Origin of the sequence: Maribacter sp. BPC-D8, assembly GCF_035207705.1 — a bacterium.
GTDB lineage: Bacteria > Bacteroidota > Bacteroidia > Flavobacteriales > Flavobacteriaceae > Maribacter.
Genome location: NZ_CP128187.1, coordinates 1,262,947 through 1,288,311, shown reverse-complemented (window position 1 = coordinate 1,288,311; position 25,365 = coordinate 1,262,947). Strand labels below are relative to the sequence as shown.

At 34.1% G+C, this 25,365-nt stretch carries 26 protein-coding genes; 13 read left to right on the top strand and 13 right to left on the bottom strand.

The genetic code is table 11. The features are described from left to right. Positions 1-32 precede the first annotated feature (32 nt). The 6 genes from QSV08_RS05810 to QSV08_RS05785 all read right to left on the bottom strand — a co-directional run bounded on the left by QSV08_RS05810 (position 33) and on the right by QSV08_RS05785 (position 4,930). Positions 33-1,487, bottom strand: coding sequence for a nuclear transport factor 2 family protein (locus QSV08_RS05810; RefSeq protein ID WP_324027406.1), 1,455 nt, complete (start codon positions 1,485-1,487; stop codon positions 33-35). Positions 1,488-1,602: 115 nt separating this feature from the next. Continuing rightward, complete coding sequence (locus QSV08_RS05805) at positions 1,603-2,460, bottom strand: helix-turn-helix transcriptional regulator (RefSeq protein WP_324027404.1); 858 nt, start codon at positions 2,458-2,460, stop codon at positions 1,603-1,605. Positions 2,461-2,477: 17 nt separating this feature from the next. Then, positions 2,478-3,050 (bottom strand): DUF2911 domain-containing protein, encoded by a 573-nt coding sequence (locus QSV08_RS05800; protein ID WP_324027402.1) that lies wholly within the window; start codon positions 3,048-3,050, stop codon positions 2,478-2,480. A gap of 80 nt (positions 3,051-3,130) precedes the next feature. Continuing rightward, positions 3,131-3,523: an NAD(P)-dependent oxidoreductase gene (locus QSV08_RS05795; protein WP_324028354.1), complete on the bottom strand. Its 393-nt coding sequence runs from the start codon at positions 3,521-3,523 to the stop codon at positions 3,131-3,133. Continuing rightward, positions 3,474-4,121, bottom strand: a complete 648-nt coding sequence (locus QSV08_RS05790) for an NAD(P)-dependent oxidoreductase (protein ID WP_324027400.1) — start codon at positions 4,119-4,121, stop codon at positions 3,474-3,476. The genes QSV08_RS05795 and QSV08_RS05790 overlap by 50 nt, the downstream gene beginning before the upstream one ends. A gap of 80 nt (positions 4,122-4,201) precedes the next feature. Beyond that, on the bottom strand, positions 4,202-4,930 hold the full coding sequence (locus QSV08_RS05785; RefSeq protein ID WP_324027398.1) for a phosphatase PAP2 family protein: 729 nt from the start codon (positions 4,928-4,930) through the stop codon (positions 4,202-4,204). A gap of 182 nt (positions 4,931-5,112) precedes the next feature. Here QSV08_RS05785 and QSV08_RS05780 point away from each other — a divergent pair, with 182 nt between their 5' ends. Together QSV08_RS05780 and QSV08_RS05775 are read left to right on the top strand one after the other, a co-directional pair. Next, positions 5,113-5,955 (top strand): 1,4-dihydroxy-2-naphthoyl-CoA synthase, encoded by an 843-nt coding sequence (locus tag QSV08_RS05780; protein ID WP_073244243.1) that lies wholly within the window; start codon positions 5,113-5,115, stop codon positions 5,953-5,955. A 548-nt stretch (positions 5,956-6,503) separates the two neighbouring features. Next, a complete protein-coding gene (locus QSV08_RS05775; protein ID WP_324027395.1) occupies positions 6,504-8,420 on the top strand; it encodes a hypothetical protein in 1,917 nt (638 codons plus the stop codon). A gap of 283 nt (positions 8,421-8,703) precedes the next feature. On the opposite strand, the gene QSV08_RS05770 is transcribed toward QSV08_RS05775, so the two are convergent. After that, a complete protein-coding gene (locus QSV08_RS05770; RefSeq protein ID WP_324027393.1) occupies positions 8,704-10,038 on the bottom strand; it encodes a serine hydrolase domain-containing protein in 1,335 nt (444 codons plus the stop codon). Positions 10,039-10,074: 36 nt separating this feature from the next. Further along, positions 10,075-10,479: a DUF2452 domain-containing protein gene (locus QSV08_RS05765; protein ID WP_324027391.1), complete on the bottom strand. Its 405-nt coding sequence runs from the start codon at positions 10,477-10,479 to the stop codon at positions 10,075-10,077. Between the two features lie 107 nt (positions 10,480-10,586). On the opposite strand from QSV08_RS05765, the gene QSV08_RS05760 reads away from it, so the two are divergent. Genes QSV08_RS05760 through QSV08_RS05745 form a run of 4 tightly spaced genes read left to right on the top strand, consistent with a single transcriptional unit; the run spans position 10,587 to position 14,675 of the window. Next, positions 10,587-12,098, top strand: coding sequence for an FG-GAP-like repeat-containing protein (locus QSV08_RS05760; protein ID WP_324027389.1), 1,512 nt, complete (start codon positions 10,587-10,589; stop codon positions 12,096-12,098). 5 nt (positions 12,099-12,103) lie between these two features. Beyond that, the gene (locus QSV08_RS05755; RefSeq protein WP_324027387.1) at positions 12,104-12,526 is read left to right on the top strand and encodes a 3D domain-containing protein; all 423 of its coding nucleotides are present in this window, start codon (positions 12,104-12,106) and stop codon (positions 12,524-12,526) included. After that, positions 12,523-13,185, top strand: coding sequence for an N-acetylmuramoyl-L-alanine amidase (locus QSV08_RS05750; RefSeq protein WP_324027385.1), 663 nt, complete (start codon positions 12,523-12,525; stop codon positions 13,183-13,185). The genes QSV08_RS05755 and QSV08_RS05750 overlap by 4 nt, the downstream gene beginning before the upstream one ends. Positions 13,186-13,211: 26 nt before the next feature. Further along, entirely contained in the window at positions 13,212-14,675 is a 1,464-nt protein-coding gene (locus tag QSV08_RS05745; protein WP_324027383.1) for a M14 family metallopeptidase, read from the top strand. 71 nt (positions 14,676-14,746) lie between these two features. Here the strand turns inward: QSV08_RS05745 and QSV08_RS05740 are convergent, their stop codons facing one another. Both QSV08_RS05740 and QSV08_RS05735 read right to left on the bottom strand, forming a co-directional pair. Beyond that, entirely contained in the window at positions 14,747-15,577 is an 831-nt protein-coding gene (locus QSV08_RS05740; protein ID WP_324027381.1) for an OmpA/MotB family protein, read from the bottom strand. A gap of 205 nt (positions 15,578-15,782) precedes the next feature. Then, on the bottom strand, positions 15,783-16,874 hold the full coding sequence (locus QSV08_RS05735) for a vWA domain-containing protein (protein ID WP_324027379.1): 1,092 nt from the start codon (positions 16,872-16,874) through the stop codon (positions 15,783-15,785). Positions 16,875-17,083: 209 nt separating this feature from the next. On the opposite strand from QSV08_RS05735, the gene QSV08_RS05730 reads away from it, so the two are divergent. Genes QSV08_RS05730 through QSV08_RS05720 form a run of 3 tightly spaced genes read left to right on the top strand, consistent with a single transcriptional unit; the run spans position 17,084 to position 19,810 of the window. After that, positions 17,084-18,094, top strand: coding sequence for an XdhC family protein (locus QSV08_RS05730; RefSeq protein ID WP_324027377.1), 1,011 nt, complete (start codon positions 17,084-17,086; stop codon positions 18,092-18,094). Then, on the top strand, positions 18,091-18,717 hold the full coding sequence (locus QSV08_RS05725; RefSeq protein ID WP_324027375.1) for a nucleotidyltransferase family protein: 627 nt from the start codon (positions 18,091-18,093) through the stop codon (positions 18,715-18,717). The genes QSV08_RS05730 and QSV08_RS05725 overlap by 4 nt, the downstream gene beginning before the upstream one ends. 1 nt (position 18,718) lies before the next feature. Beyond that, positions 18,719-19,810: an amidohydrolase family protein gene (locus QSV08_RS05720; RefSeq protein ID WP_324027373.1), complete on the top strand. Its 1,092-nt coding sequence runs from the start codon at positions 18,719-18,721 to the stop codon at positions 19,808-19,810. A gap of 1 nt (position 19,811) precedes the next feature. Here the strand turns inward: QSV08_RS05720 and QSV08_RS05715 are convergent, their stop codons facing one another. Next, entirely contained in the window at positions 19,812-19,958 is a 147-nt protein-coding gene (locus QSV08_RS05715; RefSeq protein ID WP_324027371.1) for a hypothetical protein, read from the bottom strand. 146 nt (positions 19,959-20,104) lie between these two features. Here QSV08_RS05715 and QSV08_RS05710 point away from each other — a divergent pair, with 146 nt between their 5' ends. Both QSV08_RS05710 and QSV08_RS05705 read left to right on the top strand, forming a co-directional pair. Then, positions 20,105-20,593 (top strand): RNA polymerase sigma factor, encoded by a 489-nt coding sequence (locus QSV08_RS05710; protein WP_324027369.1) that lies wholly within the window; start codon positions 20,105-20,107, stop codon positions 20,591-20,593. A gap of 2 nt (positions 20,594-20,595) precedes the next feature. Further along, the gene (locus tag QSV08_RS05705) at positions 20,596-21,195 is read left to right on the top strand and encodes a hypothetical protein (protein ID WP_324027368.1); all 600 of its coding nucleotides are present in this window, start codon (positions 20,596-20,598) and stop codon (positions 21,193-21,195) included. A gap of 5 nt (positions 21,196-21,200) precedes the next feature. Here QSV08_RS05705 and QSV08_RS05700 read toward each other — a convergent pair whose 3' ends face one another. Beyond that, positions 21,201-21,830: a GntR family transcriptional regulator gene (locus tag QSV08_RS05700; protein WP_324027367.1), complete on the bottom strand. Its 630-nt coding sequence runs from the start codon at positions 21,828-21,830 to the stop codon at positions 21,201-21,203. A gap of 1,445 nt (positions 21,831-23,275) precedes the next feature. Here QSV08_RS05700 and QSV08_RS05695 point away from each other — a divergent pair. Together QSV08_RS05695 and QSV08_RS05690 are read left to right on the top strand one after the other, a co-directional pair. Then, positions 23,276-23,734: a cold-shock protein gene (locus QSV08_RS05695; RefSeq protein WP_324027365.1), complete on the top strand. Its 459-nt coding sequence runs from the start codon at positions 23,276-23,278 to the stop codon at positions 23,732-23,734. Positions 23,735-23,749: 15 nt separating this feature from the next. Then, a complete protein-coding gene (locus QSV08_RS05690) occupies positions 23,750-24,697 on the top strand; it encodes an EamA family transporter (protein ID WP_324027363.1) in 948 nt (315 codons plus the stop codon). Here the strand turns inward: QSV08_RS05690 and QSV08_RS05685 are convergent. Further along, positions 24,678-25,262, bottom strand: coding sequence for a pseudouridine synthase (locus tag QSV08_RS05685; protein ID WP_324027361.1), 585 nt, complete (start codon positions 25,260-25,262; stop codon positions 24,678-24,680). The genes QSV08_RS05690 and QSV08_RS05685 overlap by 20 nt on opposite strands. Positions 25,263-25,365 lie beyond the last annotated feature (103 nt).

Sequence of the window (25,365 nt, the reverse complement as noted above, 5' to 3'; positions counted from 1 at the left end):
CTTTTTATCACTTATGTATTTATACCAAAATGTTAGAATTTTCCGTTTTCGTTTTTCCACTCAGATTTTGCAGGAATCGGTGCAATAACATCCCAGTGTTCTACCATTAAACCATTCTCAAGTCTAAACAAATCGTAATAAGCCGTGTGGTCTCCTTTACCGAATTTACCTTCGCTTACACTTAATACAAAGTTACCTTGACCTAAGACCATATGAAGATTATCATACTCCATTACCAAACCGTTTTCTGCGAAATACTTCATTGCTGCCCCAAAACCATCTAAACCATCTGCAACTGCCGGGTTGTGTTGAACGTATTCTTTAGGATTGATGTAACTAGCCACTTTATCCATTTGGTGACCTAACAATACATTCTCAATAAATCCTCTTACTACAGCTTTATTAGCTTCTGTTTTGTCTAAATCTGATAGCGCAGTTGTACCGTCGAACTGAGTATGTCCGCTTGGGTTTGGTTTTTGAACCGGTAATAAATTATCCCAGTGCTCTACGATTAATCCGTCTTCGAATCTGAAAATGTCAAATGCAGCTTTTGGACCGAAGAATTCATATTCTGTATGTGTAAATACATAATCGCCATCTTGAAAAGCACGAATAACATTTGCTTTAAATCCGCCTTCTGGAGCATTGTGCATTAGTTCGCCAAAACCTTTTAAACCGTCTGCAACGCCTAAATTGTGCTGAATGTATTTATCTGGATTGATATACGATATAGGAGTCTGGTCACCTGTATTAAAACTGTTCAACAACGCTACTACCTTATCTTTATTCGTTAAGGCTACATTCTTTAAAGAGGTTAAAGATTGATATCTAATCATATCGATACTTGACTGATCCATCATGCCCATAAATTCTTTGGCAACAGGAGCATTCATGAAATCATTGATTACGGCATCTGAATTTGATTTGGTATCCCAATAGGCAAGGGCAACTTGTTCACCAGCTTCATTTTTACCGGTAATACGTTGTAAAAAGCCAGTTTGCTTTTCACTAAATTCTGGTCCGACTCTGTCATTAACCTTATTAAAAACTTCGGCATTGGCACCTTCGTTAGTTTTAAAGGTCATTACTTCTGTAAAGGTGCTATTGCTTGCCGTAAATTCATCGGTTATGGTAAATCGTGACATCTTCATTGTTGAACCTTCTATCATGTTGGCATAATTGGCAACAGATGCATCTGCCATAAACTTATCCATAGAAGCTTTTGCATCTGCTTGAGATTTCCAATATACCAATACAACATATCTACCTTGATCATCTACACCACTTTGGCGTTTTATGTAACCGGGTTGTTTGCTAGTAAATGTTTCTTCTATTTGAGCGTCTAGGGTATTAAATTCTAATTCGCTTGCTGTAGTTTTTATATGGAAGCTAGTGACTTCTAATACGGTTTCTACCTTTTTGTCTTCATTGTTACAACTAGCTAATGCTATTGCAAAAAGACTTAATGCTGCTATTTTAGTTTTCATAATATTGTATTTAATTTTTTAGTTGGTGATATTTCACACTGCAAAATTAAATGCGGATTACTAACTTATGATAATCAAAATGATGCTAAGAATGGTAAATGTGTGATTTTGTTAATTATTTGTTTTTGAACGCTTTAGGAGATAATTGCACATTCTTTTTAAAGAATTTGGTAAAATTGGTCAGCTCATCAAATCCGATTTCAAAGGCGATTTCTTTAAAACTTAAGTCCGTACTAACAATGGCACGTTTGGCTTCTAAAATGACATAGTTGTCTATAAAAGTTTTGGTGGTATCTAAGGTAAATTCCTTTACTATTTCGTTTAGGTTTTTAGTTGTAATAGAAAGCTTTTCGGCGTAATCTTTTACGTTTCTTGTTTGCGTGTAGTTTAGTTCTACTAAATTTTTAAAAGCGATAAAAAGAGGGTAGTTCTTGGAATTGTTTTGGATTGAAACCTCTTTGTTTTCACGTTCTAATCGTAATAGATAGAGATTAATTAATGATGCGACAATATTATTCTGAGCAAAAGAAGTGGTATTAGAGAGCTCAGCATTTAGCTGTTCTAAAAATAATTTGTTGAGATTTTCATTTTCAGAAATAGGAGAGGTGATATGGTAATTGTATAAATGAGAAATGATGTTTATAGAAGATTTTGAGAAATGATACATTACAAATTCTTCTGTAAACAAGATTAAAAATCCTTCGTACTTGGCATTCTTTTCAAATGAATGAACTTGACCTTTTGATAATTTTAATACCGTTCCTTTTTTTAAAGGGTAGTCTATTAAATCTATCTGATGGGTTCCGGTACCTTTTGTGACTATAAGTAATGCAAAAAAATGAATTCTATGGGGAAGTGTAGGGTTATGGTCTACTATCTCGGGCAGTCTTTCAAAAAACTTGTTCAGATTTAAACACTCGAAATTATGTTCGTTTTCTACATCTTGAAATGATATGTTGGGAATTTTTTTCAAACTTGATAGCGTAGACTTCAATAACTAATAGGCAATTCTACTCTGTCCATATCCCAAGCTATATACATAACACCAACTCCTTCTTCTAAATCATCAAATTGTATTGAAAATTCTTCAACTGACTGATTATTATGTAATACGTGAGCATTTACTCTGAGAACATCATTGTTTTCATCGTAACTGTAATGACCCCAGTGATCTAAAGCGGTATTGAATATTATAGTCCACTCTTTTTCAGTAGGTATTGCATACATAGAATAAGTACCTTTTCTAAGTAATTTTCCATCTATTTCTACATCTTTATAGACCTTGATTTCTGTAGCTTCATTAGCACCTAAGCGCCATATTTCATTGTATTTGACCATATTACCGAAAACTTGTCGACCATTTTTCTGTGGTCTACTATAATCAATTCTTAATGCAGGAGAATCAGGAAGATTTCTTTCTGGAGCAAATTTTATGTCGTGCGCAAAATGGTCTGGCAAATAGACTCTGTCTAACGGACTTTTATCTAACCCTCTAAATTCTTGGGCGAACCCAAGGGTGGTAAATAAACTAAAAATGGCAACTACGGCGATAAATTTTCTCATACTACTTTATATGTTGAATCAATTGGTACGGGAATTTAAGAATTATCAGCCAATTTTGAGATTATACCTGGTTAATCTATTTACTTTACTTCATTTATCAACTCCGTATTATTTTTAAAAGCCTTTATGTTCTCTAGAGTTGTTATCGTTATTTGATCCATAGCCTCTTTTGTAAAGTAAGCTTGGTGCGAAGTAATCAATACATTCGGGAAACTCAACAACCTCAATATTTGCTCATCTTGAATGATGTGTTCAGATAAATCTTCAAAGAACAGATTTTCTTCTTGCTCATATACATCAATACCTAAGTAGCCAATTTTCTTAGTTATTAGACCTTCAATAGCATCTGCAGTATTAATTAAAGCGCCACGGCTAGTATTAATAATCATAACGCCTTCTTTCATAGCGGCTATAGAAGTTTTGTTAACAATATGTTTGGTGTGCTTGTTTAGCGGACAATGAAGCGATAAGATATCTGACTGTTTTAAATACGTCTTCTAATGAAACATATTTAACTCCCAATTCTAACAACTCTTTATTCTCTGCGATATCATAAGCGATAATATTACAGCCGAAACCTTTAATTATTTTGCAGAAAGTAGCTCCGATTTGTCCGGTTCCGATAACACCGACTGTTTTTTTATGCAGATTAAATCCGATGAGATTCTTTAGGGAAAAATTACCTTCTCTAACTCGGTTGTAAGCTTTATGTGTTTTTCTATTTAAGGTTAGTATCAATGCTAATGCATGTTCTGCAACTGCCTCAGGAGAATACGCGGGAACTCTGACTACTTTTATGTTATGATTTTTAGCCGCTTCTAAATCTACATTATTATAACCTGCACAGCGTAATGCTATTAATTTTATTCCGTTAGATGCTAATACCTCAATCGTAGCTTTGTCGACAACATCATTTACAAAAACACAAACTACATCGCTATCTGTGGTAAGTTTAGCCGTGTCTGAATTTAATGCAGTTTCATAAAACGAGAACGTATATTGGTGTGCATCGTTATACTTTTCGAAGTATTCTTGGTCATAAGACTTGGTACTAAAAACAGCTATTTTCATAAAATTCAATTGGTAAAATATTACGCAATAAAATTACTTAATGGAACTTAAAATTTTATGACAATTATCAGGTTTGTAATTTAAGTTTGTGGATCTTTTCTAAACAATTCGATCAAGTCAAACACTAGTATACAGAAAATTACCCAAATGAATCCGGCGATGAATCCGCCTGCTATATCCGAAGGAAAATGGACTCCTAAATATATTCTGCTTATACCTATGCTTAGAATTATTACAATCAATGAGATAATCAAAACATATTTTAAAACTTTTTGGATTTTGAACTTGGTCACTAGAAAAATTAAGAATCCGTAGAAAGCCATTGCACTCATGGCATGACCGCTAGGGTAACTTAACGTTTCTACCGATACTAAATGTTCAATACTAGGGCGGGCACGATCTATAAAACGTTTCAACATCATATTAGAACCTGTAGCTAATGCTAAAACTAATGTCGCTTGCAGCACATATTTCCATCGTTTAAATACTAAAAGAGATACCAAAAGAAAAACAATAAGTACTATTAAATACCCATATGCATTGCCAACAAGGGTCATGAATTTAAAGTACGAGGTTAAACTAGGTGTTCTATAAGAAATCACGTAATCTGTAATCGCCGTATCATAAGCGGCAAGCGTTTCTGTCTTTAGGGTTTCTGTTAATTCTATGAATAAATTTATCCCTCCAACAACTATGACTAAAGCAACTATAACTGTAATTACATACGGTAATGTGGTATTGTATTGGTTTAGTTTATTCGCTAAGAATTCACGAAGCGATTTTATAAATGTAAAAAGAGATTGTTTCATGAAACCTACTATTGATTTTGTGTAAACATAGTCGTTAACACCCACATCTACTATTTCAAATAAATTGATAACTGACTCGATTGAGTTAAGGTCTTTTTTTATGTCAAGGAACCTAGTTTTCAAATTTGGACAGGTATACTTTGAACCCTTATCTTTATACCATAATAGAATTGTTAGAAATTATGAAATCACCCAACTGGAAAACAGCTATAGAATTTGATGATATTACCTATAAAAAATGCGACGGCGTAGCGCGTATAGCGTTTAACCGACCTAATGTGCGAAATGCTTTTAGACCACATACGACAAGTGAGCTAATTAAAGCTTTTTATGATGCTCAAGAAGATACGTCTATCGGCGTGGTTTTACTTTCTGCGGAAGGTCCTTCAACTAAAGACGGAATATGGTCTTTTTGTTCTGGTGGTGATCAAAAGGCTAGGGGCGAGAAAGGATATGTTGGTCAAGATGGTCAGCACCGTTTAAATATATTAGAAGTTCAGCGGATGATTCGCTTTATGCCAAAAGTGGTTATATGCGTTGTACCGGGATGGGCCGTTGGTGGCGGACATAGTCTACACGTTGTTTGCGATATGACTCTAGCTAGTAAAGAACATGCTATATTCAAACAAACCGATGCCGATGTAACTAGCTTTGACGGCGGATATGGTTCTGCTTACTTAGCTAAAATGGTGGGACAGAAAAAAGCACGTGAAATATTCTTTTTAGGTAGAAACTATTCTGCACAAGATGCTTTAGATATGGGTATGGTAAATGCCGTGGTACCTCATGATGAGTTAGAAGATACTGCTTTTCAATGGGCTCAAGAGGTTTTAGAAAAATCGCCTATATCAATAAAAATGCTAAAGTTCTCTATGAACCTAACCGACGACGGAATGGTCGGACAACAAGTATTCGCAGGTGAAGCAACAAGATTAGCCTACATGACCGAAGAAGCTAAAGAAGGTAGAAATGCTTTTCTAGAAAAGCGTAAACCGAATTTTGGTAAAGATAATTGGCTACCGTAAGAATGGCCGCTAGCTTTTAGATGTTGGCTATTGGCTACATTAAAAAAAGTTCATTTTTCCTTTTGGAAAAATGAACTTTTTTAGGCTAAAGGCTAAAGGCTAAAGGCTAAAGGCTAAAGGCTAAAGGCTAAAGGCTAAAGGCTAAAGGCTAAAGGCTAAAGGCTAAAGGCTAAAGGCTAAAGGCTAAAGCAGATTGTTGAAACGCGAAGCGTTTCCGAATCAATTAAGCAGTACTTAATACTTAGTACTTTTTACTTAATACTCTTTTTTCTGAACACTGAACACTGATACTGCCAACTGAATACCGAAACACCCGTAACTAAAAAGAGTCCGATCAGTTAAGATCAGACTCTTTTACGAGAACACTATATGAAAATGAAAAATTTTTAATTCGTTTTTATTCCATAGTTTAAGTAGCCACCCCTTCCTATATTAAAAAAGAAATGATGTGTAGAGAGTAAAACATGTTGTGAATACCCATGTTTATGTTTTTAAAGGCAATGAAATTATATTTTCGTCGTTAAACCAACTCAACAAACAATCAAATTATGCTTAAAAAACCTATTGCACTTTTTTTATTGACCTTGTCTTTTTTAGGATGTTCTAAAAATGAATCCGATGATTCGCCTGAAACTCCAGAAGAGGTGGTTTTGAGTGATTCCAAAGAGATTATTTCATTTAAGATTAGTATTGACAATGAAGATTATACGGCCATAATCAGGAACGACAGTGTCTTTTATACTTTTCCTTCTACGACGGATTTAACTGCTTTGGCACCGATAATCACCTATTCCGAAATGGCGGATATAGATCCCGCTTCGGAAGAAACGGTAGATTTTACCGGTCCGGTTAAATATACGGTAACAGCTGAGGACGAATCCCAAAAGGAATATACAGCCGTATTGGACAAATCTGATTCCGATAATGAAATTACACTGGTAACATTTGAGAATTCGGGTAGTTATAGCACGGGTTTTTACGGGCAAAATCCGGCAGATATAGATACGTTGTACTATACATTCACCTTTGCCGATATAACAGATTTAAAAGCACAGATCGAGGTTTCTGAAGGATCTACTTTGGCGCCTGATCCCGCCGGGATAACTGATTATTCTTCTCCGGTCAAATATACAGTGACAGGAGCCGACGGCACAACAAATGAGATTCTTGTTTTGGCTAAGAATAGGCCACTTGAAGAAGTGAGAATAGATGGTTTTGTTTCAAGTGAATTTGCTGATGTGCCTTTAGGAGGCGATATAACGTTCGAGGTGAATGAACTCACACCTTATCGCGATAGTATCCAGGTACGGTTGCTCAGTGATTTGGAGTCGTTTGACCTCGAGGTAAAGAGTATTAATGAAGAAACCAAGGAAATAACGGCAATCCTCCCCGATTCCTATATAAATAACAGATTTGCACTTGAAGTTTCGATAGCAAGTGAAAATACCGATGAATCTGACGGATTTAGGTTACTTAAAGGAAGGTCGAATTTCACAAGGGTGATAACCCCTTATAACGATGGCAATCCAATACCTGTTGAGAAAGCAATATGGCCGGGGCATTATTTAGATTTGTTTGTATATATAAAGGATGATGCTGTGGATGATCATGAATTTTTCCTGTTAAAGGATGGGGTCTATTATGAATTGATTAAAAAAGATGAGTATAATACATCCATTACATCAGGGGTTAGGGTTGAGATGCCGGAACTTCCAAATGTATTGCCGGCAGAAGGTACCGATTTTAAATTGGCCATACGAAATGCCGATGGGGAGGAAGTATTTGACCTTGTCAATAGCGAAGGAAATACAATAGAGGTTGTTTTTGCCAAGGAACCGGTAGTTAATTCTATAAGTACTGCTTCGGTGCGCAAAGATGGGACTTTTAAAATAGTAGGGGAAAATTTGTTTAATGGTCCTATTATTGGTTATACCAACTCAAACTTTTTAAGGGAAAAAAGTAATGTGTTGCTTAGTGATAGTATGGGTAATCGCTATTATGTATATAGTGAAGAAGTAGATGCTAATGGAAACCTTATCGTTGATCTTTCATCTCGCCAATACATGCCAACGGGAACCTATGAAGTGGCTTATTCCAGTAACTATACGATCTATCCCTTAGATTACATCGGTTACAGCATTACTATTACGCAACTGCCTTCAGAGCACCCAACTTTAGAGGTTGCTGAGTCAAAGCTATATAGCCAAAGCAATGCTACTTCTGCAAAACAGATTCTTTTGACTTTCAATGAAGATATTGAGGATTATACTATAAAGAGAATCGTAACAGGTAAAAATGAAGAGGTTGTAATAGAGAACTATTTCACTTATCCCACCACGGTATTAACAGGGGCTTTATCCAATGAAGATTATGCCTTAACGGTGAATGATCGCGACGGTTATGTTGTGGTAGAGGATAATGGCGTTGAGTATAAAATCTATTTTACGATGCAACTAGAAGATTAAAATAAATTCAGCAACTATATCAATGCCCCATATAAATGGGGCATTTTTTGTTTCTGTTCTTTTAAATACGTGATAAACTAAAAAGAGTCTGATCAGTGAAGATCAGACTCTTTTACGAGAACACTATATGAAAATGAAAAATTTTTAATTCGTTTTTAATAACACTGTAAATGTATATATCATTTAGAGTTCTTTGAAACTATTGTTGGCAAACAAGAGAAATTTGTTGTGAACTGCTCAAAAAATGTGGTATTGCATTTAAAAGGTTAAAGTTTTGCCCTTTTTATCGAATAGAAGCTATTATTTCTTTCAATAGGGTATTGAATTGTTCGTCGGTCTGTTCTTTGAGTCCGGTTCTGACAACAACAAGATCTTTTGAAGGTATTATAAAGATGCGTTGCCCTTGAAATCCGTTTACTGAATATAGGTCTGTGGGAATGTCTTCATATTTTCCTTCGGCATTCAACCAAAAGTGTGCTCCGTAGGTTCCGTTTGAATTTATAGTAGGTTTAGCAACGTAGTCTGACCATGTTTCAGAAAAGATGCGATTACCATTCCAATCTCCCTTATTTAAGTATAACAATCCGAATTTAGCCCAATCTCTTGTTGTTGCCCATCCGTAAGATGACAAAATATAGTTGCCAGATAAATCGGTTTCTAAGAGCATAGAATTCATTCCAATTTTATCAATCAGTTCTTTATAGGGGAAATCTAAATATTCTTGATGCGAATTAAACTGCTCTCTTAGAATACCAGAAAGTAAGTTCGTGGTGCCAGAAGAATAGTTCCAAACTTCTGTTGGTTCGGCAATTACTTTTTTATTGCGTTGTGCCAAAGTCATATCAGAATCTAAGAACAACATACGGGTAACATCAGAAATTTTAAAATAGTTCTCGTCCCATTCCAATCCGCTTTGCATGCGTAATAGATGATTTAGCGTAACATTCATTTTCTGACTTTTCATTCTAATCTCATCAGAAAAAGGTTTATAATTCATATCAATTTTATCTTGATACTCCAAAATACCATAAAGTGTAGACAAAATACTTTTAGTCATTGACCACCCAAGAATTTTTGTATCCTTAGAAAACCCTCGAATATACCGCTCCCCAATAATTTGGTTTTTATGAACTACTAATAGAGATCTTGTTTTTTGTTCAGGATCCTGAAAAGCATTTTCGAATGCCACTTCTAATTTATCATAAGCTACATTTTCTAGTACCGTATCGATAACTCCGTTATTTCCATAAGGGAAAGGCAGTGAATCTTGTACTTTAAATCTATTGGGAACAATATCGAAATTATGCTTAGAAAACTCTTTATTGGTAAGTACAGCGCCAAGTCCTTCTTTATAAACCGCTGTTCTTGGCATTAGTCCATATACCTTGGCAGTAGCAGATTTATTCTCATTTGACACCTCTGTATCTGCCAATTTTATTAATGGCATATCATTATCGTTCAATGTAATATCATCTGGGTCTCTATCTGCTATAAAAACACAGGAAGCCATGTTTTTAGAAGCATAACCCGATATTAGATTTAGTTTAGGGTAGTTGAAATATGCCGCAGCAATGATACCTACTAAGACAATACCTAAAAGCAGTTTTCTTTTTCTCATTCTTAAGGTGTTCTTTATTTAATTATTGTTGTTGAATTATTTTAGTTTTTCCCATGTTTTATCTGATGTAAGTTTAAAACTACCAACATGGTTAAAGTTACATTCTTGAGGTAAAATCAATGATAGAAATGTGCTTTCATCCTTTGCCTTATATAAATGATATTCTTTACCAACAATTGGCTCAAAACTGAATTTAGCGCTGTATACAAGGTTGTTGTATTCAAAATTATCCATCAGTTTCTTGTATGATGCTTGTAGTGCTTCATATTCAGCCTTAAACTGATTATTGGCACTTACAATATGTGTGTTCTTCCAAGAAGTTACATCTGGCGGAGTAATTTTTGGTGCTGACACTCCGGTTGCAAAAGGGGATAGTTTTCCGTGATACTCTTGGGTATCTTCATTGAAAACTACATTATCTGGTTTCTTTTCTTTTTTCATAGCAGTACAAATTTAAAGAAAAGCCTGCATTTATCACTTGCAAGATTATAGGGGTATAGGTATCTTCCATTCTTCAAATCTGAATTCAACAAAACCAACTAATTCTAATGGCTTTAAAATCTGCCTTCTACCTTATTTTGTTATGCTTTATTGTATCGTGTAACACAGAAAAACGTCCTAAAGAAGTGGTACTTTATGAAAATTATTGTGCCAGCTGTCATATAGCACCGAATATCAATGATTTGCCAAAAGATATATGGAGAGATAATATACTGCCAGATATGGGTGCTCGATTGGGAATTATTACCCCAGAAAACCACCCCTATTATGAATACTCTTTCGATGAGCAAATTGCTATTATCAAAACCGGAATCTATCCCAGTAGACCTATTATAAATGAGCAAGATTGGGAGTTGTTGGTCGATTATATAATTAGCATGGCACCAGATAGCGTTGTAAACAATCCTGTTAAAATTGAAAATGCTGAACTATCTCAATTTAACGCCAAACCTGTTGCATTAGACAGTGTTAAAGGCAATCTATATACTTTTTTAAGTATAGACACACTGCATCATCAAGTACTTACCGGTAATAGGAGAGGAGTATTAAGCGCGTATGATCTTACAACAAATACCAATAGCGACATCGGTAATTTTGATTTAGCCATTACAGATGCACGAATAATTGGCGACAGTATTTTTGTGACCAACATGGGTGTGATGGACCCAAATGAAATACCTAGAGGAAAATCTGTTCTTAGAAATGGAAGCGCAACCGCTGTTCTACAAGATTCATTACATAGACCTGTACACACCTTATATATCGATTTAAATAATAATGGAAATGAAGAAATTATTATTAGCGAATTCGGTAACCTAAAAGGTAAATTAACGTTACTTGAAAAAGATGAATACGGATTCTATAAGAACAAAACATTACTGAATGTACCCGGAACGATACGAGTAATTGCAAAGGATATGGATCGCGATGGAAAAAAAGATTTAGTAGTAATGGCAGCACAAGGCGATGAAGCGATGTACATATTATACCAAAAAGAAAATTTGACTTTTGAGCTTGACAAAGTAATTCGTTTTAGTCCCGTTTATGGCTCTAGTTGGTTTGAATTGGTTGATTATAATGGAGACGGATTTGATGATATTATAACCGTCAACGGTGATAATGCAGATAAATCTATATTTCATAAGCCTTACCACGGTATGCGTATTCATTTAAATGATGGTAACAATAACTTTAAAGAAACCTTCTTCTTTCCTTTAAACGGCGCCACTAGAGTTATTGCCAATGATTTTGATCAAGATGGGGATGTAGACTTTGCGTTGTTATCAACGTTTCCTGATTATGAGAAGCACCCAGATTATAACATTGTGTATTTAAAAAATGAGGACAGTGAAAACTATTCTTTTACATCTGAGCATTTTGCAGATATAAATTTGGGGCGATGGTTTTTGATGGATGTTGCCGATATTGATAATGATGGAGACGATGATTTGGTATTAAGCGCATTGAATTATTCTTTTACGCCTGTACCAGAATATATAGCAGATGCTTGGAAGGAAAGCTATACCGATCTCTTAATTTTAGAAAATAAACTACATTAGTAGGTATGAAGAACAAATTATTCATTGTTTTATCTCTTGTTATAGCGCTTAGTTGTACAGATAAACCTTTGAATGATAAGTACGATTGGGTACCAATGACCGTTACCGCAACTGCCTATAATTCTTTACCGTACCAAACTTCATACGAGCACCCAGCAATTACAGCATGGGGAGATTCTATAAAGCCAGGTCAAAAATGGATTGCTGTTTCTAGAGATTTGTTAAAGAAAGGATTAAGCTATAACACCATGGTTAAAATAGACACTTTTGAAGGTGTCTATATAGTAAAAGACAAAATGCATTCGCGTTGGCGAAATAGAATAGATATTTACATGGGCGAAGATGTAAATGAAGCAAAAGAATGGGGCAGGAGAAAAATCAACATTTCGTACGCCGTTGAAAAGGATAGTTTAGAAATTATTGAATGAAGAAAAAGAGTATAATTTATTTTGTTTTGGGCTTGGTATTAGTATCATGCTCTTCTACAAAAACAATTGTAGAACACCCGATAACTTTTAATGAAGAGCGTAAAATATTAACGTTGGAGTATCTTCAAAACAGATATGGATTAGAGCAAGATTCCCCAAAAATTGAGCCTAAAATGATTGTTTTACATTGGACGGTCATTCCCACATTCGAAAAATCATTTGAAGCCTTCGACCCTGTAACTTTGCCCAATTGGAGACCAGACATTAAAAATGTAAGTGGCTTAAATGTGTCTTCTCAATTTATGGTCGATAGAGATGGTACAATTTATCAGCTATTGCCAGAAACGACCATGGCGCGCCATGTTATAGGGCTGAACCATTGTGCTATTGGAGTGGAAAATGTTGGTGGTACCGAAGAATTACCCTTGACCAAAGCACAATTAAAATCTAATATTTGGTTAGTGAAGTATTTGAAAGATAAGTATGATATTGACTATTTAATCGGACATTATGAATACACCCTTTTTGAGAATCATCCATTGTGGTTAGAAATAGATGAAAGCTATAGAACTGTAAAGACAGATCCAGGACCTGAATTTATGGCTAACGTAAGAAAGGCAGTAACGAATTTAGATTTTAAAGAACTACCCATTAAATAATAGAAAAAAATAAAGAATAACAATACATGAAAAACATACTTCTATCCATATTAAGCTTATGCTCGCTATCGGTTATTGGGCAATCTGATAATATTACTACTCAATTATACGATACCTACGAAAACTATAAAGAAAGCTCGATTGGCAAACGGCGCATAAAAAGAACCGATATTCAACCGCTTATTGACAAACTTTCTGCTAATAACAAGTTTAAAGTACATACGGTCGGTAAATCTATTGGAGGCAAAGATTTAAGCTTGATAAGTATTGGTACTGGGGAAACCAATGTTTTTCTTTGGTCTCAAATGCATGGTGATGAACCAACGGCTACACAAGCTATTTTTGATATTCTTAATTTCTTTAATAGTGAAGATTTTAAAGAGGAGAAAGAGGCGATTCTTGCTAATTTAACGGTTCACTTTTTACCAATGCTAAATCCTGATGGGGCTGAACTTTATCAACGTAGAAATCTGCTAGGCATAGATATTAACAGGGATGCATTGCGTTTACAGTCACCAGAATCTCAAACTTTAAAAAGAGTAAGAGATAGTCTTGATGCCGATTTCGGATTCAATCTTCATGATCAAAGCACATATTATAATGCTGAGCGTACCGAAAAACCTGCAACAATATCTTATTTGGCTCCGGCTTATAATTATGAGAAAGATATTAATGAAACCCGTGGTAATGCTATGAAAATCATCGTTTTTATGAATGATATTTTACAGAAATATGCACCAGGACAAGTTGGTAGATATAATGATGATTTTGAACCAAGAGCGTTCGGAGATAATATTCAAAAATGGGGGACAAGCACTATTTTAATTGAATCTGGTGGATATGCTGAAGATGTTGAAAAACAAGAAATCAGAAAGTTGAATTACACGTCTATTTTATCGGCTATTTATACTATTGCTCAAAAATCATATGAAGCTATCGGAATTGAAGAATACGAGAAAATTCCGGAGAACGATAGAAAGTTATTCGATTTAAAAATTGTTGGTGCCAACTATAATCTTATGGGCAATACATATACCATAGATATTGGTATGAATCAGATTGAGGTAGATTACCCAGACCACAATTCTTTCTGGTATAGTAGTAGAATTTTAGATCAAGGAGATCTTTCTACGTATTATGGTTATGAAACATTTGATGCCACTGGTTACACCATTAAACAAGCAAAGGTGTATCCGAAAACCTTAAATAATTTTGGTAATATTGAAGGCTTGAATTTTAATGATGTACTGAAACAGGGTTATGGTTATTTGCGTTTATCAACGTTCCCTGCAAAAAATATTAATTCACCTTACCCAGTTCATTTAATAGGGACAAAATACATCGTTCCTGAGTTGAATTTAATGCCAGGTATTAACCCAACTTTCTTCTTAGAAAAAGACGGAGTTACTGAGTTCGCAGTGATTAACGGATTTTTGGTAAACTTAAAAGAATCTGAAATACAAGTGCCAAACGGAATGATCTTTAGATAGCTGGTTTAAATTTAAAGCATAAAAAAAGGGAAGCAAATGCTTCCCTTTTTATTTTTATAATACCGTAAATCTTACTTATTATCGTCTGCATCTAAAAGTGCAAAGAATTTATCTAAGTTAGGTAAGATGATGATTTTTGTTCTTCTGTTCATTGCCATGTGATCTTTAGAATCATTTTCCACTAAAGGCAAGTAGCTACTTCTACCTGAAGCAATTAATTGAGAAGGATCTACATCATATTCTTTCTGTAATTTACGTACAATAGAAGTCGCACGTTTTACACTTAGATCCCAGTTATCAGAAACCATCGGCGTGTTGATTGTTCTTGAATCTGTATGACCTTCAACCATAACTTCCATACTTGGCTCAGACTTAATTACATCTGCCAATTTTTGTAAAATCTTGTTTGCTTTACTGCTAACATTATAACTAGCTGTGTTGAATAATAACTCATCAGAGATATTGATCATTACTACAGTCTTATCAATACTAACATCGATATCTTCACCTTCTTCAGAAATTGATTGCTTCAATTTGTAAGATATCGCCAAGTTCATTGAATCTTGTAATGTTTGTGCAGCTGCTAATTTAGCTGGATCAACATTTTTCAATGTATTTCTCATCTTAGCTTTTGTATTGTTACTCATAACAGCAACATCATCAACACTAGTGAACTGACTATCGTTCATATCTTTCAATGAGTTGATTTTTGAATTGTACTCTTCTACACGAGCTTCAATTTTTGTCATTTGAGCTTGTAGCTCTTCTTTCTCAATTTGAGTCTTTTGTAACGTACTCTGTGTTTGAGATAGGTTATCTTCTAATGCAACAAATTTCTTTTTAGATACACATGAAGTTAAAAGCGCTACCGATACTATAGTAACTAAGGATAATCTTTTCATTTTGTTCTCTTTTAATTAATATTAGTCTAATCGGTTTTATATACGGCACAAATCGTTAAACGGATGTTTAAATACAGAAGCTATGTTCATCGCTTTGGTAATATATAGCTCAACAAAATGATTATCAGCAGGTTGTTGATTTCAGTTTAGTGCAAAAAAAAAGAAGCATTTTCATGCTTCTTTCTATATTTTGATTGATAATTACCTATTGGCAACCACCTGTAAATCCGTTTGCACTAAACTTGGTCTGTACTGCACCTTGTCTAGAACCTGTGTTGATTTCGATAGCTAAGTTGTTTTCGCCACTACCATCTCTTTTAGGACTACAGTATTCAAATAAGTAAAAGCTATTAGCTCTTTCAGATACCTTTTCAGAAATGTCTCTAAATGTTCTTTCTAATTCATCTTTATTGGTAGCAAATACACTAGCGGTTTTACCAACAGCTGTTAAAACTTCAGTGTCAATTTCTGCACCTAAACCAATACTAAAGAATGATATGTTAGCATTCGCTTCATCTACTTTTTTCAATGCTGCTTCTTCTGTAAAACGAGAAGCTTGATCCGTACCATCTGTAAATATTACAACTGAAGCTGCACCAATTTTACCATCTGCAGTAGATACCTTAACCAAATCAGATGCAATATCTGTTGACTTTATAACTGCACCGTACAAATCTGTAGAAGGGTCATTACTGATATCATCAGTAATTCCATCAACTGCCGCTGTAAGTTCAACTCTTGAAGATGTCAATTCATTTAATAAATGCAACTCATCTTCACCGTCAAACCAATAAATAGCCATTTTTACAGATTCTGATGCTGTTGCCGGCATAACTGCTTCTATAAAACTCGTAGATGCTAATTTCAGTTCTTCTAAGCTACTACTCAACACACTATTACTTAAATCTAATACTAGTAAAGTGTTATTTGAGAAAATCTGTGAGTTTGGTGATATACGTGCAGAAGACTCTGATGTAGATATGGTGTTGAAACAATCGTCATTTCTACCTTGTTCGTAAATAGTAAATTGATCTGCCGTTAAACCCGGTACAGGGTTACCGCCTGTATCTGATACTCTAAAAAATACAGATACTTTACCAGGTAGAGTTGTATATTGTTCTTGTATAGATAAAACCAGTTCTCCTTCTTCGAGTCCTAAACAATCATCTACTTCAGTACCTTTTCCTAATCCGTCGCCTGTATTTAGGTTCAAGCTTACATCATCATCTGCATTACCACAAGAAACAAGTAGTGTTAAGATAAATAACACACTGAAACTCTTAAAAAAATTCTTCATATTCATTAATTATAGGTTCAACTAGCAGAACGGACAAAGTTTATTTAAATTATGGCGATTGAAAAAATAAATGTTAAAGATTGTTAAAGCGGAAGCTATCACATGTCAAAAGTTCTCAAAAGACCTATATTTCTTTAGGTTTAAGTCAAATGTACTTTCGAAATATTAGCCTTAATTTTACTAACTTAGAAGTAGTAAAGCTGTAATTAATGACCCACGAATTCAAGAATATTATTAAAGAGTATATCATTGCTACATCTGCAAACATAAAATGCGTTTTGGCAACGGTAGTCGATTTAGACGGTTCTTCATATCGTAAGCCTGGTGTTCGTATGCTTATTCGTGAAGATGATGTAATGATAGGTGCGGTTAGTGGTGGCTGTGTTGAAAAAGAAATTTTGTTTCAGGCACAATCTGTATTTGAGAATAAAACTGCAAAACTAATGACCTACGATGGTCGATTTAGATTGGGTTGCGAAGGTATACTTTACATATTGCTAGAATCTTTTTCCCCAAGTGAAGCACTCATAGAAGATTTTAGCACAGTCATTGAAAATCGTCAATCTTTTGAGCTTCATACCTCATACCAAAAGGAATATGGTATTTTAGATGGATATGGCAGCTTCATAAAGCTTAACTCTAAGTCATACACTTTTAATGTAAAAACCAAAACGCAGTCTCAAGCTTTGTATTTTACACAAACAATGCAACCTTGTCAACGACTTTTATTAATAGGTAGTGAGCATGATACTGTTCAATTAGCACATTTCGGATTAAGTATGGGGTGGGAAGTTAATGTTGCCGTAACTCCGAAGGAAAATAAATCAATTTCAGACTTTCCTGGTATTGATACTTTGCTTGACTGTGAACCCGAAGACTTCCCAGTTGAAACAATAGATAAGAATACAGCCATTCTTTTAATGACGCATAGCTACGTTAAAGATTTAAAGTATTTAATGATGCTTAAGAATAGTAGCCCCACATATTTGGGAGTATTAGGACCAATAAAACGCAGAGAGAAATTGTTGTCTGAATTGTTGGAACATGATTTGGATGTTGACTTAGATTTTATAGAAGGTATTCACGGTCCGGCAGGATTGAATATTGGTGCAGAAACTCCGCAAGAAATAGCAATATCAATTCTTGCAGAAATTTTAACCGTTATTCGAAAAACAAAACCGGTAATGTTGAAAGACAGATTGAAACCAATTCATAATTGAAAACAAATTTAGATATAGCAGTGCTAATTATGGCAGCTGGTGCCTCTAGAAGAATGGATGGCATCAAGCAATTAATGCCTTGGAGAGATTCTAACTTTTTATTAGAAACCATTAAAACTGTTCAGAATACCAATGCTAATTCGTTTCATGTTGTCTTAGGCGCAAACGCTGAATTTATTACTACTCAGTGTAGTTTAAAAGAAAAAAAAATAAATATCATCGTTAATGTAAATTGGGAAAACGGATTGGGTGATAGTATTGCACTCGGAGTTAAAGTGTTACTTAAACAAAAGCCTACCTTAGACGGAGTATTAATTTGCCTTGCTGATCAGCCTTTATTGAGTTTTGAATATTTAAATTCCTTAATAGCAGAGTTCATAAAACATCCATCAAAAATCATAGCAACTAACTATGGTAAAAATGTAGGTGTACCTGCATTGTTTCCTAAATTGCTGTTTGAAGAGTTGTCTGTATTGAAAGGAGATTTCGGTGCTAAAGAAATTCTAAACAATAAAAGCAATATAATTATCTCATTAGACGCGGTAGATCAAATTGCTGATGTAGACACAAACTTAGAATACCAGAATCTAATAAATCGAACCAATAACACGCTTAATTCGTAATATGATCAAATTAAAATATACATTCATTGTCCTTCTAACTACTTTACTATCCTCTCCATTACTAGCCCAAGAAATGGGTTTTGAAGAATATAATCCGACATCTACTTTGGTGGTGCCTGGTGGTGAAATCACCAAAGCAAAATTCCCTTTTATAGACGTACATAGCCATCAACGAGATATGTCAGTTGAAGCTTTAAACGGATTAATTTCTCATATGGATGCTATGAACGAAGCCATAATGGTGAACTTAAGCGGAAGGTCTGGTGAAAGTCTTAAAGAGAAAATTGATAATATTAATAAAAGCTATCCAAATAGATTTGTTGTCTTTGCTAATGTAGATTTTGAAGGTGCAAAAGATATGGAATGGGGAAAACAGGCTGCTGCCCAATTAGAACAAGATATTAAGAACGGAGCTAAAGGATTAAAGATTTTTAAAAGCTTAGGATTACGTAATAAAGATGTTGACGGTAATCGTTTGGCAATAGATGATCCCCGTTTAGATCCTATATGGGCTAAATGTGCTGAAATGGGAGTACCAGTATTAATTCATGCTGCAGATCCAAAATCTTTCTGGGATGATATGAATTCAGATAACGAACGTTGGTTAGAATTAAAAACGCACCCTAGAAGAAAGCGTACAGCTACGGATCCTGCGCCTTTCGAGCAGATTATTCAAGAACAACATAACGTGTTCAAAAAACATCCGAATACCAAATTTATAAATGCTCACATGGGCTGGCATGCGAATAACCTTGAAAAATTAGGGGAGTTATTAGATGAAATGCCAAATATGAATGTGGGTATATCTGCTGTTATCGCTGAGCTGGGTAGACAACCGCAAAATGCTAGAGCCTTTTTTATTAAGTATCAAGACAGGGTCTTATTCGGAAAAGATAGTTGGAAACCTGAAGAGTTTCCTACTTATTTCAGGGTATTGGAAAGCAACGATGAATATTTTCCGTACTACAAAAAATACCATGCATTTTGGGCAATGTATGGCTTGAACCTACCTGACGATGTGTTGAGAAAATTGTACTATAAAAATGCGCTAAACCTTATTCCTGGTTTAGATGCATCGTTATTTGAAAAGTAGATTATACTTTTTTAAGTACTACCGTTTCTGCTTTAACAGGAATATCTTTTATATCTTGAAAAATACCGCATGATACTTGCTTTTTAGCTAGTGCTGGGGTATTTTTTCTTTTTGTCAAAGCCTCTATTTCCGAATTTAAAAACTGCATATCAGAATATTTTTTTTAATAAAACGTACATATACACCTCATGTTGTATGAGTTAGGATTATTATACTCTAATTTAAAAAAGAATTTACATTGAAGTGTGACAAACTACATAAATCTCATACTAATGGGTAAATAGGTTTTTATAAATGCAAAAAGAAGCAGTCTTTACTAATTTAATAAGAGAGCATCAGGCGCTATTATATAAGGTGACTTCAATTTACACCGATAATAAAGAGGACCAAGAAGATCTGTTTCAAGAAATAGTCTACCAACTTTGGAAGTATTTTGACTCGTTTCGTAACGATTCAAAAATCACAACTTGGATGTATCGTGTGGCAATGAATACAGCAATCACATTTATCAAGAAAAAAAAGAAAAGACCAGATTCCCTTCCCATTGCAGATATTTTTATCAAGCAATCAGACACTAATAATGATGCCTACGAAGAGCGATTACGATTGCTATATCAGCATTTAAAACATCTAAACACCTTAGAAAAAGGACTCATTTTTCTTTTACTGGAGGGTAAAAGCTATAAAGAGATAGCACAAATTACAGGGTTGAACGATAGCAATGTAGGTACTAAAATATCTCGAATAAAGAAGAAATTAAAAACTAACATGACAAAGCATTAATCATGGAACTAGAAGAACTACAGTCTGCATGGACACAAATGAGCGATGAACTAAATCATCAAAAAAAATTAACGAACCAAATAATATTAGATATGACAAAGAAGAAATATCAAAATAAGTTCTCTACCATTACCAAATACGAAACCTTAGGTGCTGTAGTCTGTTTTGCTATAGCATTCTTTGTGCTGCTAAACTTTGGTAAATTAGATACTTGGTACTTGCAAATTTGCGGAGTACTTACCCTTTCATTTTTAATTGTATTACCCGCAATGGTACTTACAACTTTAAAAAAAATAAAAAATATAGATATTTTAAACGGGTCTTATAAAGAAAATTTAAAGTTTTACTTGAAGACTAAGAATAGACTTTTAAGATTGCAACAAATTGGTATGGCAGTTGGTTTTATTGGACTATTATTTATAGTACCGGTAACTTCGAAAATTATTTCGAATAAGAATGTATTTATAACCAACTTAAAAACAGAGCAATACGTAGTATTTACTGTAACATTAATAGTAATGTTGTTTTTCTTTAGATGGGCATATAAGGGGTACATTAAAGTAACCCAATCTGCACAAGAGTTGATACAAGAATTAGAGTAAATTCTCTATTCAGTAAGTTTCTTTTGAACGTAATTTAAAATCAACATCCAATTCATTTTTAATAGGAGGGAAGCGGTCGGTACATTGTCATCGGCAATTGCAGAAATAATAGAATCATGCTGATTGTCAGATTTGTTGTAGAAAGAATCATCATTTGTAAAGGCACGTTCATAAAAGAAGATGCGAGTCTTTAAATCATGTAAAATTTTAAGCGCCAATTTGTTTTTATAACCTTGGGTCAATAATTTATGAAATTCTAAATCAGCTTGAATTCTATCGATAGCGTTTTTTGCATTTTCAAAAACCTCTTGTTGATTTTTTAAATTAACGATATCTTCTTGACTAAACTCCGTATTTTCAATAGCCATTACTTCTAAGTTCGCTACTAGCTCATACAAGTCTTCCGCCTCTTCAACATCAAGTTCAGCAATTATGAATCCTCTATTGGGTATAGCCTTAATAATGTGTGCTTGTTGCAACTGTGTTAATGCCTCTCGTATTGGAGTTACGCTAACATTTAAATGACGAGCAAGTGCAGCTAAGTTGATAGTTTTACCAGTTTTCAGATTACCCGTAATCATCTCTGACAACAAGTAATTGCGCACTTGATCTCTTAAATTTATTTTAACCAACATATATCAAATATAATATATCGTATACGATTATAACCGTATTACAGAGAATTTAGTGCATGTATTATCTAAAAAATATACACGTAAAAAAGATATGAATGATGAATTCATATCTCCGTTACTATTAGAATGCTAAATGTCTTTCAATAGATAATAGTTTTCTCTGCTTGTCTTTTATAGCATTTAATAAATTATGCTTAACTGATGTTATAAGTAATACTCTTTGAAAATTTCTCATGATGTTTGTTTTTAGATTCGGTGATTAGCCGAGTGATTGATGAATATTTGTTGTAACTATTTTAATGGGTATGATTTCTCGATGATGCCCATTGTACTCTTTTACTATTCTTAAAACTTGAAAAGAATGAATTTCTTCTTGTTTCTGTCGGTGTGTTTCTGATAAAAGTTCTCATGACGTTTGTTTTTAGGTTCGGTGATTAGCCGAGAGATTGATGAATGTTTGTTGTAACTATTTTAATGGGTATGACTTCTCGATGATGCCCATTGTACTCTTTTACTATTCTTAAAACATGAAAAGAATGAATTTCTTCTTGTTTCTGTCGGTGTGTTTCTGATAAAAGTTCTCATGATGTTTGTTTTTAGGTTCGGTGATTAGCCGAGTGATTGATGAATATTTGTTGTAAGTATTTTAATGGGTATGACTTCTCGATGATGCCCATTGTACTCTTTTACTATTCTTAAAACATGAAAAGAATGAATTTCTTCTTGTTTCTGTCGGTGTGTTTCTGATAAAAGTTCTCATGATGTTTGATTTTAGGTTCGGTGATTAGCCGAGTGATTGATGAATATTTATTGTAACTATTTTAATGGGTATGACTTCTTGATGATGCCCATTGTACTCTTTTACTATTCTTAAAACTTGAAAAGAAAGAATTTCTTCTTGTTTCTGTCGGTGTATTTCTGATAAAAGTTCTCATAATATTTGATTTTAAATTGATGATTAATTATTTTCTTATACTTACAAGACGAGGATATTTCAAATTTGTTACAGTACTATGCATAAAAAGGTACTATTTTTAACAAAAATCCATTCGATGAAACATTAAAATATGTGATTTGCAATAAGTTAGGTCATTTTGTAGATTTTAAAATTTTAACATTATTTCTAAATTCAAATATTCTAATCTCATTTTAAGGTTAGGAGAAAGGGTTGAAAACCAAAATTGAGGCATATATAATATGATGTGAATTAAAAATTATCATAAAGTCTCTTAAAAGTTTGTTAGTTTGAACCTTACTAATGCTAAATAATTGAAATACAAATCATATCTTTGCAGAACTTTAAAGGGATGCAGATGATTCTTGCAATGACCTTACAACAAGTGGCATTAATTAAGTTTACTCAAAATACTTACCATTTGTTATATACGTCAACACGTATTTCAATTCCTTTACAGTAAAATCTATTATTATCATTAAAATTACGAATGGCAAAATCACAACAGACATTTAATAAAACTGAAAAAGAAAAAAAACGCTTAAAAAAGCGTGAAGAAAAAAAGAAAAAAATGCTTGCTCGTAAAGCAGCTACCAAAGAAAGTGGTACTTCTGGTATTCCACTTGCTTATGTAGATTTCAACGGAAACTTGGTAGATACTCCGCCAGATCCGGCAATGAAAGTCGAAATTGAGGCAGAAGATATCGTTTTAGGTATTCCTAAAAAAGAAGAAGGTGATGTTGAAGAATTCGATCCAGTAAGAAACGGTAAAGTTTCTTTCTTCGATACAACAAAAGGTTTTGGTTTCATCATAGACGCTGAGAATAACGAAAAATATTTCGTTCATGTTAGTGGTCTTATCGATGAGATTATGGAAAACGATAAAGTTTCTTACGAGTTAGAAAGAGGCATGAAAGGTATGAACGCCGTTCGTGTTAAGAAAATTTAGTTTTAAAGATTTTTAATGGCGAAAATGCAACGTAACACCGTACTGGTAGTATTGTCATTTTTCGCCATTTATTTCATTTGGGGTTCTACCTATTTATGGAATAAAATTGCAGTAACAGAATTACCCGCCTTTATGTTGGCAGGTATTCGTTTTGTAATAGCCGGCAGTCTTATTTTTATAATATCAAAAATATTAGGCTTCTCTCTAAAAATTACCAAGCAACAATTTAAGAATACCATTCTTGCAGGTTTTCTATTTCTAACTTTTGGAAATGGAGTTGTAGTCTGGGCACTTAAATTTGTAGATAGCAGTTTTGCCGCTCTCGAAGTATCAGCGCAACCTTTAGTGGTTTTAATAATGATGCGCGTATTTCAAGGCAAAAAAATACAACCTATGTCAATAGTGGGTGTAGTTCTCGGAGTAACAGGAATTTTTCTTTTAGTCGGACAGAAAGACATCATTGCTCAAGACGGAGCGATATTGGGTATGGTATTAATTTTTTTCTGTATGCTTAGCTGGTCTTATGGTAGTTTATTTGTTGGTAAAGCCGATTTGCCAAAAAACTTCTTTGTAAACACCGGTTACCAAATGTTCACCAGCGGTATATCGTTGTTAATTATTAGTATCATATTTGGCGAACAATGGTCGTCACCAAACACGTGGAGTACTCCCGTTCTTTGGTCTATGTCTTTATTGATTGTTTTCGGTAGCATTGTAACCTTTACTGCCTTCAATTACTTGCTGCGTATTGTATCTCCAGAAAAAGTAGCGACTTCTACGTATGTAAACCCAATAATTGCTATGATTCTCGGGTGGTATTTTTTAAACGAAGATATTACCGCGCAATCAGCGATTGCATCGATTGTATTATTAACAGGTGTCTATTTCATTAATAGCAAAAAGAGCTTAACAATATTCTCAAGGTTTTCAGGAAAACGTATTCCTAAAAATCCTGTAGAGTAATTTTAATAGCAATTACTTCTCTTGGTTTCATATTCTCTAATTGCATGTCACCGATTCGTATACGAATTAACCGAACTGTAGGAAAACCTACAGCTGCGGTCATTTTACGAACTTGACGAAATTTACCTTCTTTTATAGTTATGCTTACCCACGAGGTAGGTCTGTGCCTACCAATTCGTAATGCCATATCTGCATCGGGTAGCGATGGTAAATCTTTTAAAACCTTTATTTTACAAGGCTTGGTCGTATATTTCTTTCCAAATATTCCGATAGTTACACCGGCTGCTATTTTTTGAATTGCATCAGGGGTGATTAAGCCATCCAGTTGGGCTAAGTATTCTTTTTCTATTCCTGAGCTATTTATGGTGTCACTCAACTTACCATCCGTAGTCATTAATAGTAATCCCTCAGATTTCTCATCTAATCGACCAATCGGCATTATCCCTTCAGGAAAATCATAGAGCTCACTCAAAAAGCGTTTTTTGCGTAGTTGCCGATCTTCTCCTGATGTCATCTGACTCAACATTGCGAAGGGTTTGTAGATTTTAAAATGAATGTGTTGCATTAATTTAACCGCTTACAATTTATTTTGATGACATATGGTCGCAAAAGATACCCTTTTTAACGCATGAATTAGTAATCTACTATAGAGAATGTTACCTTTGTAA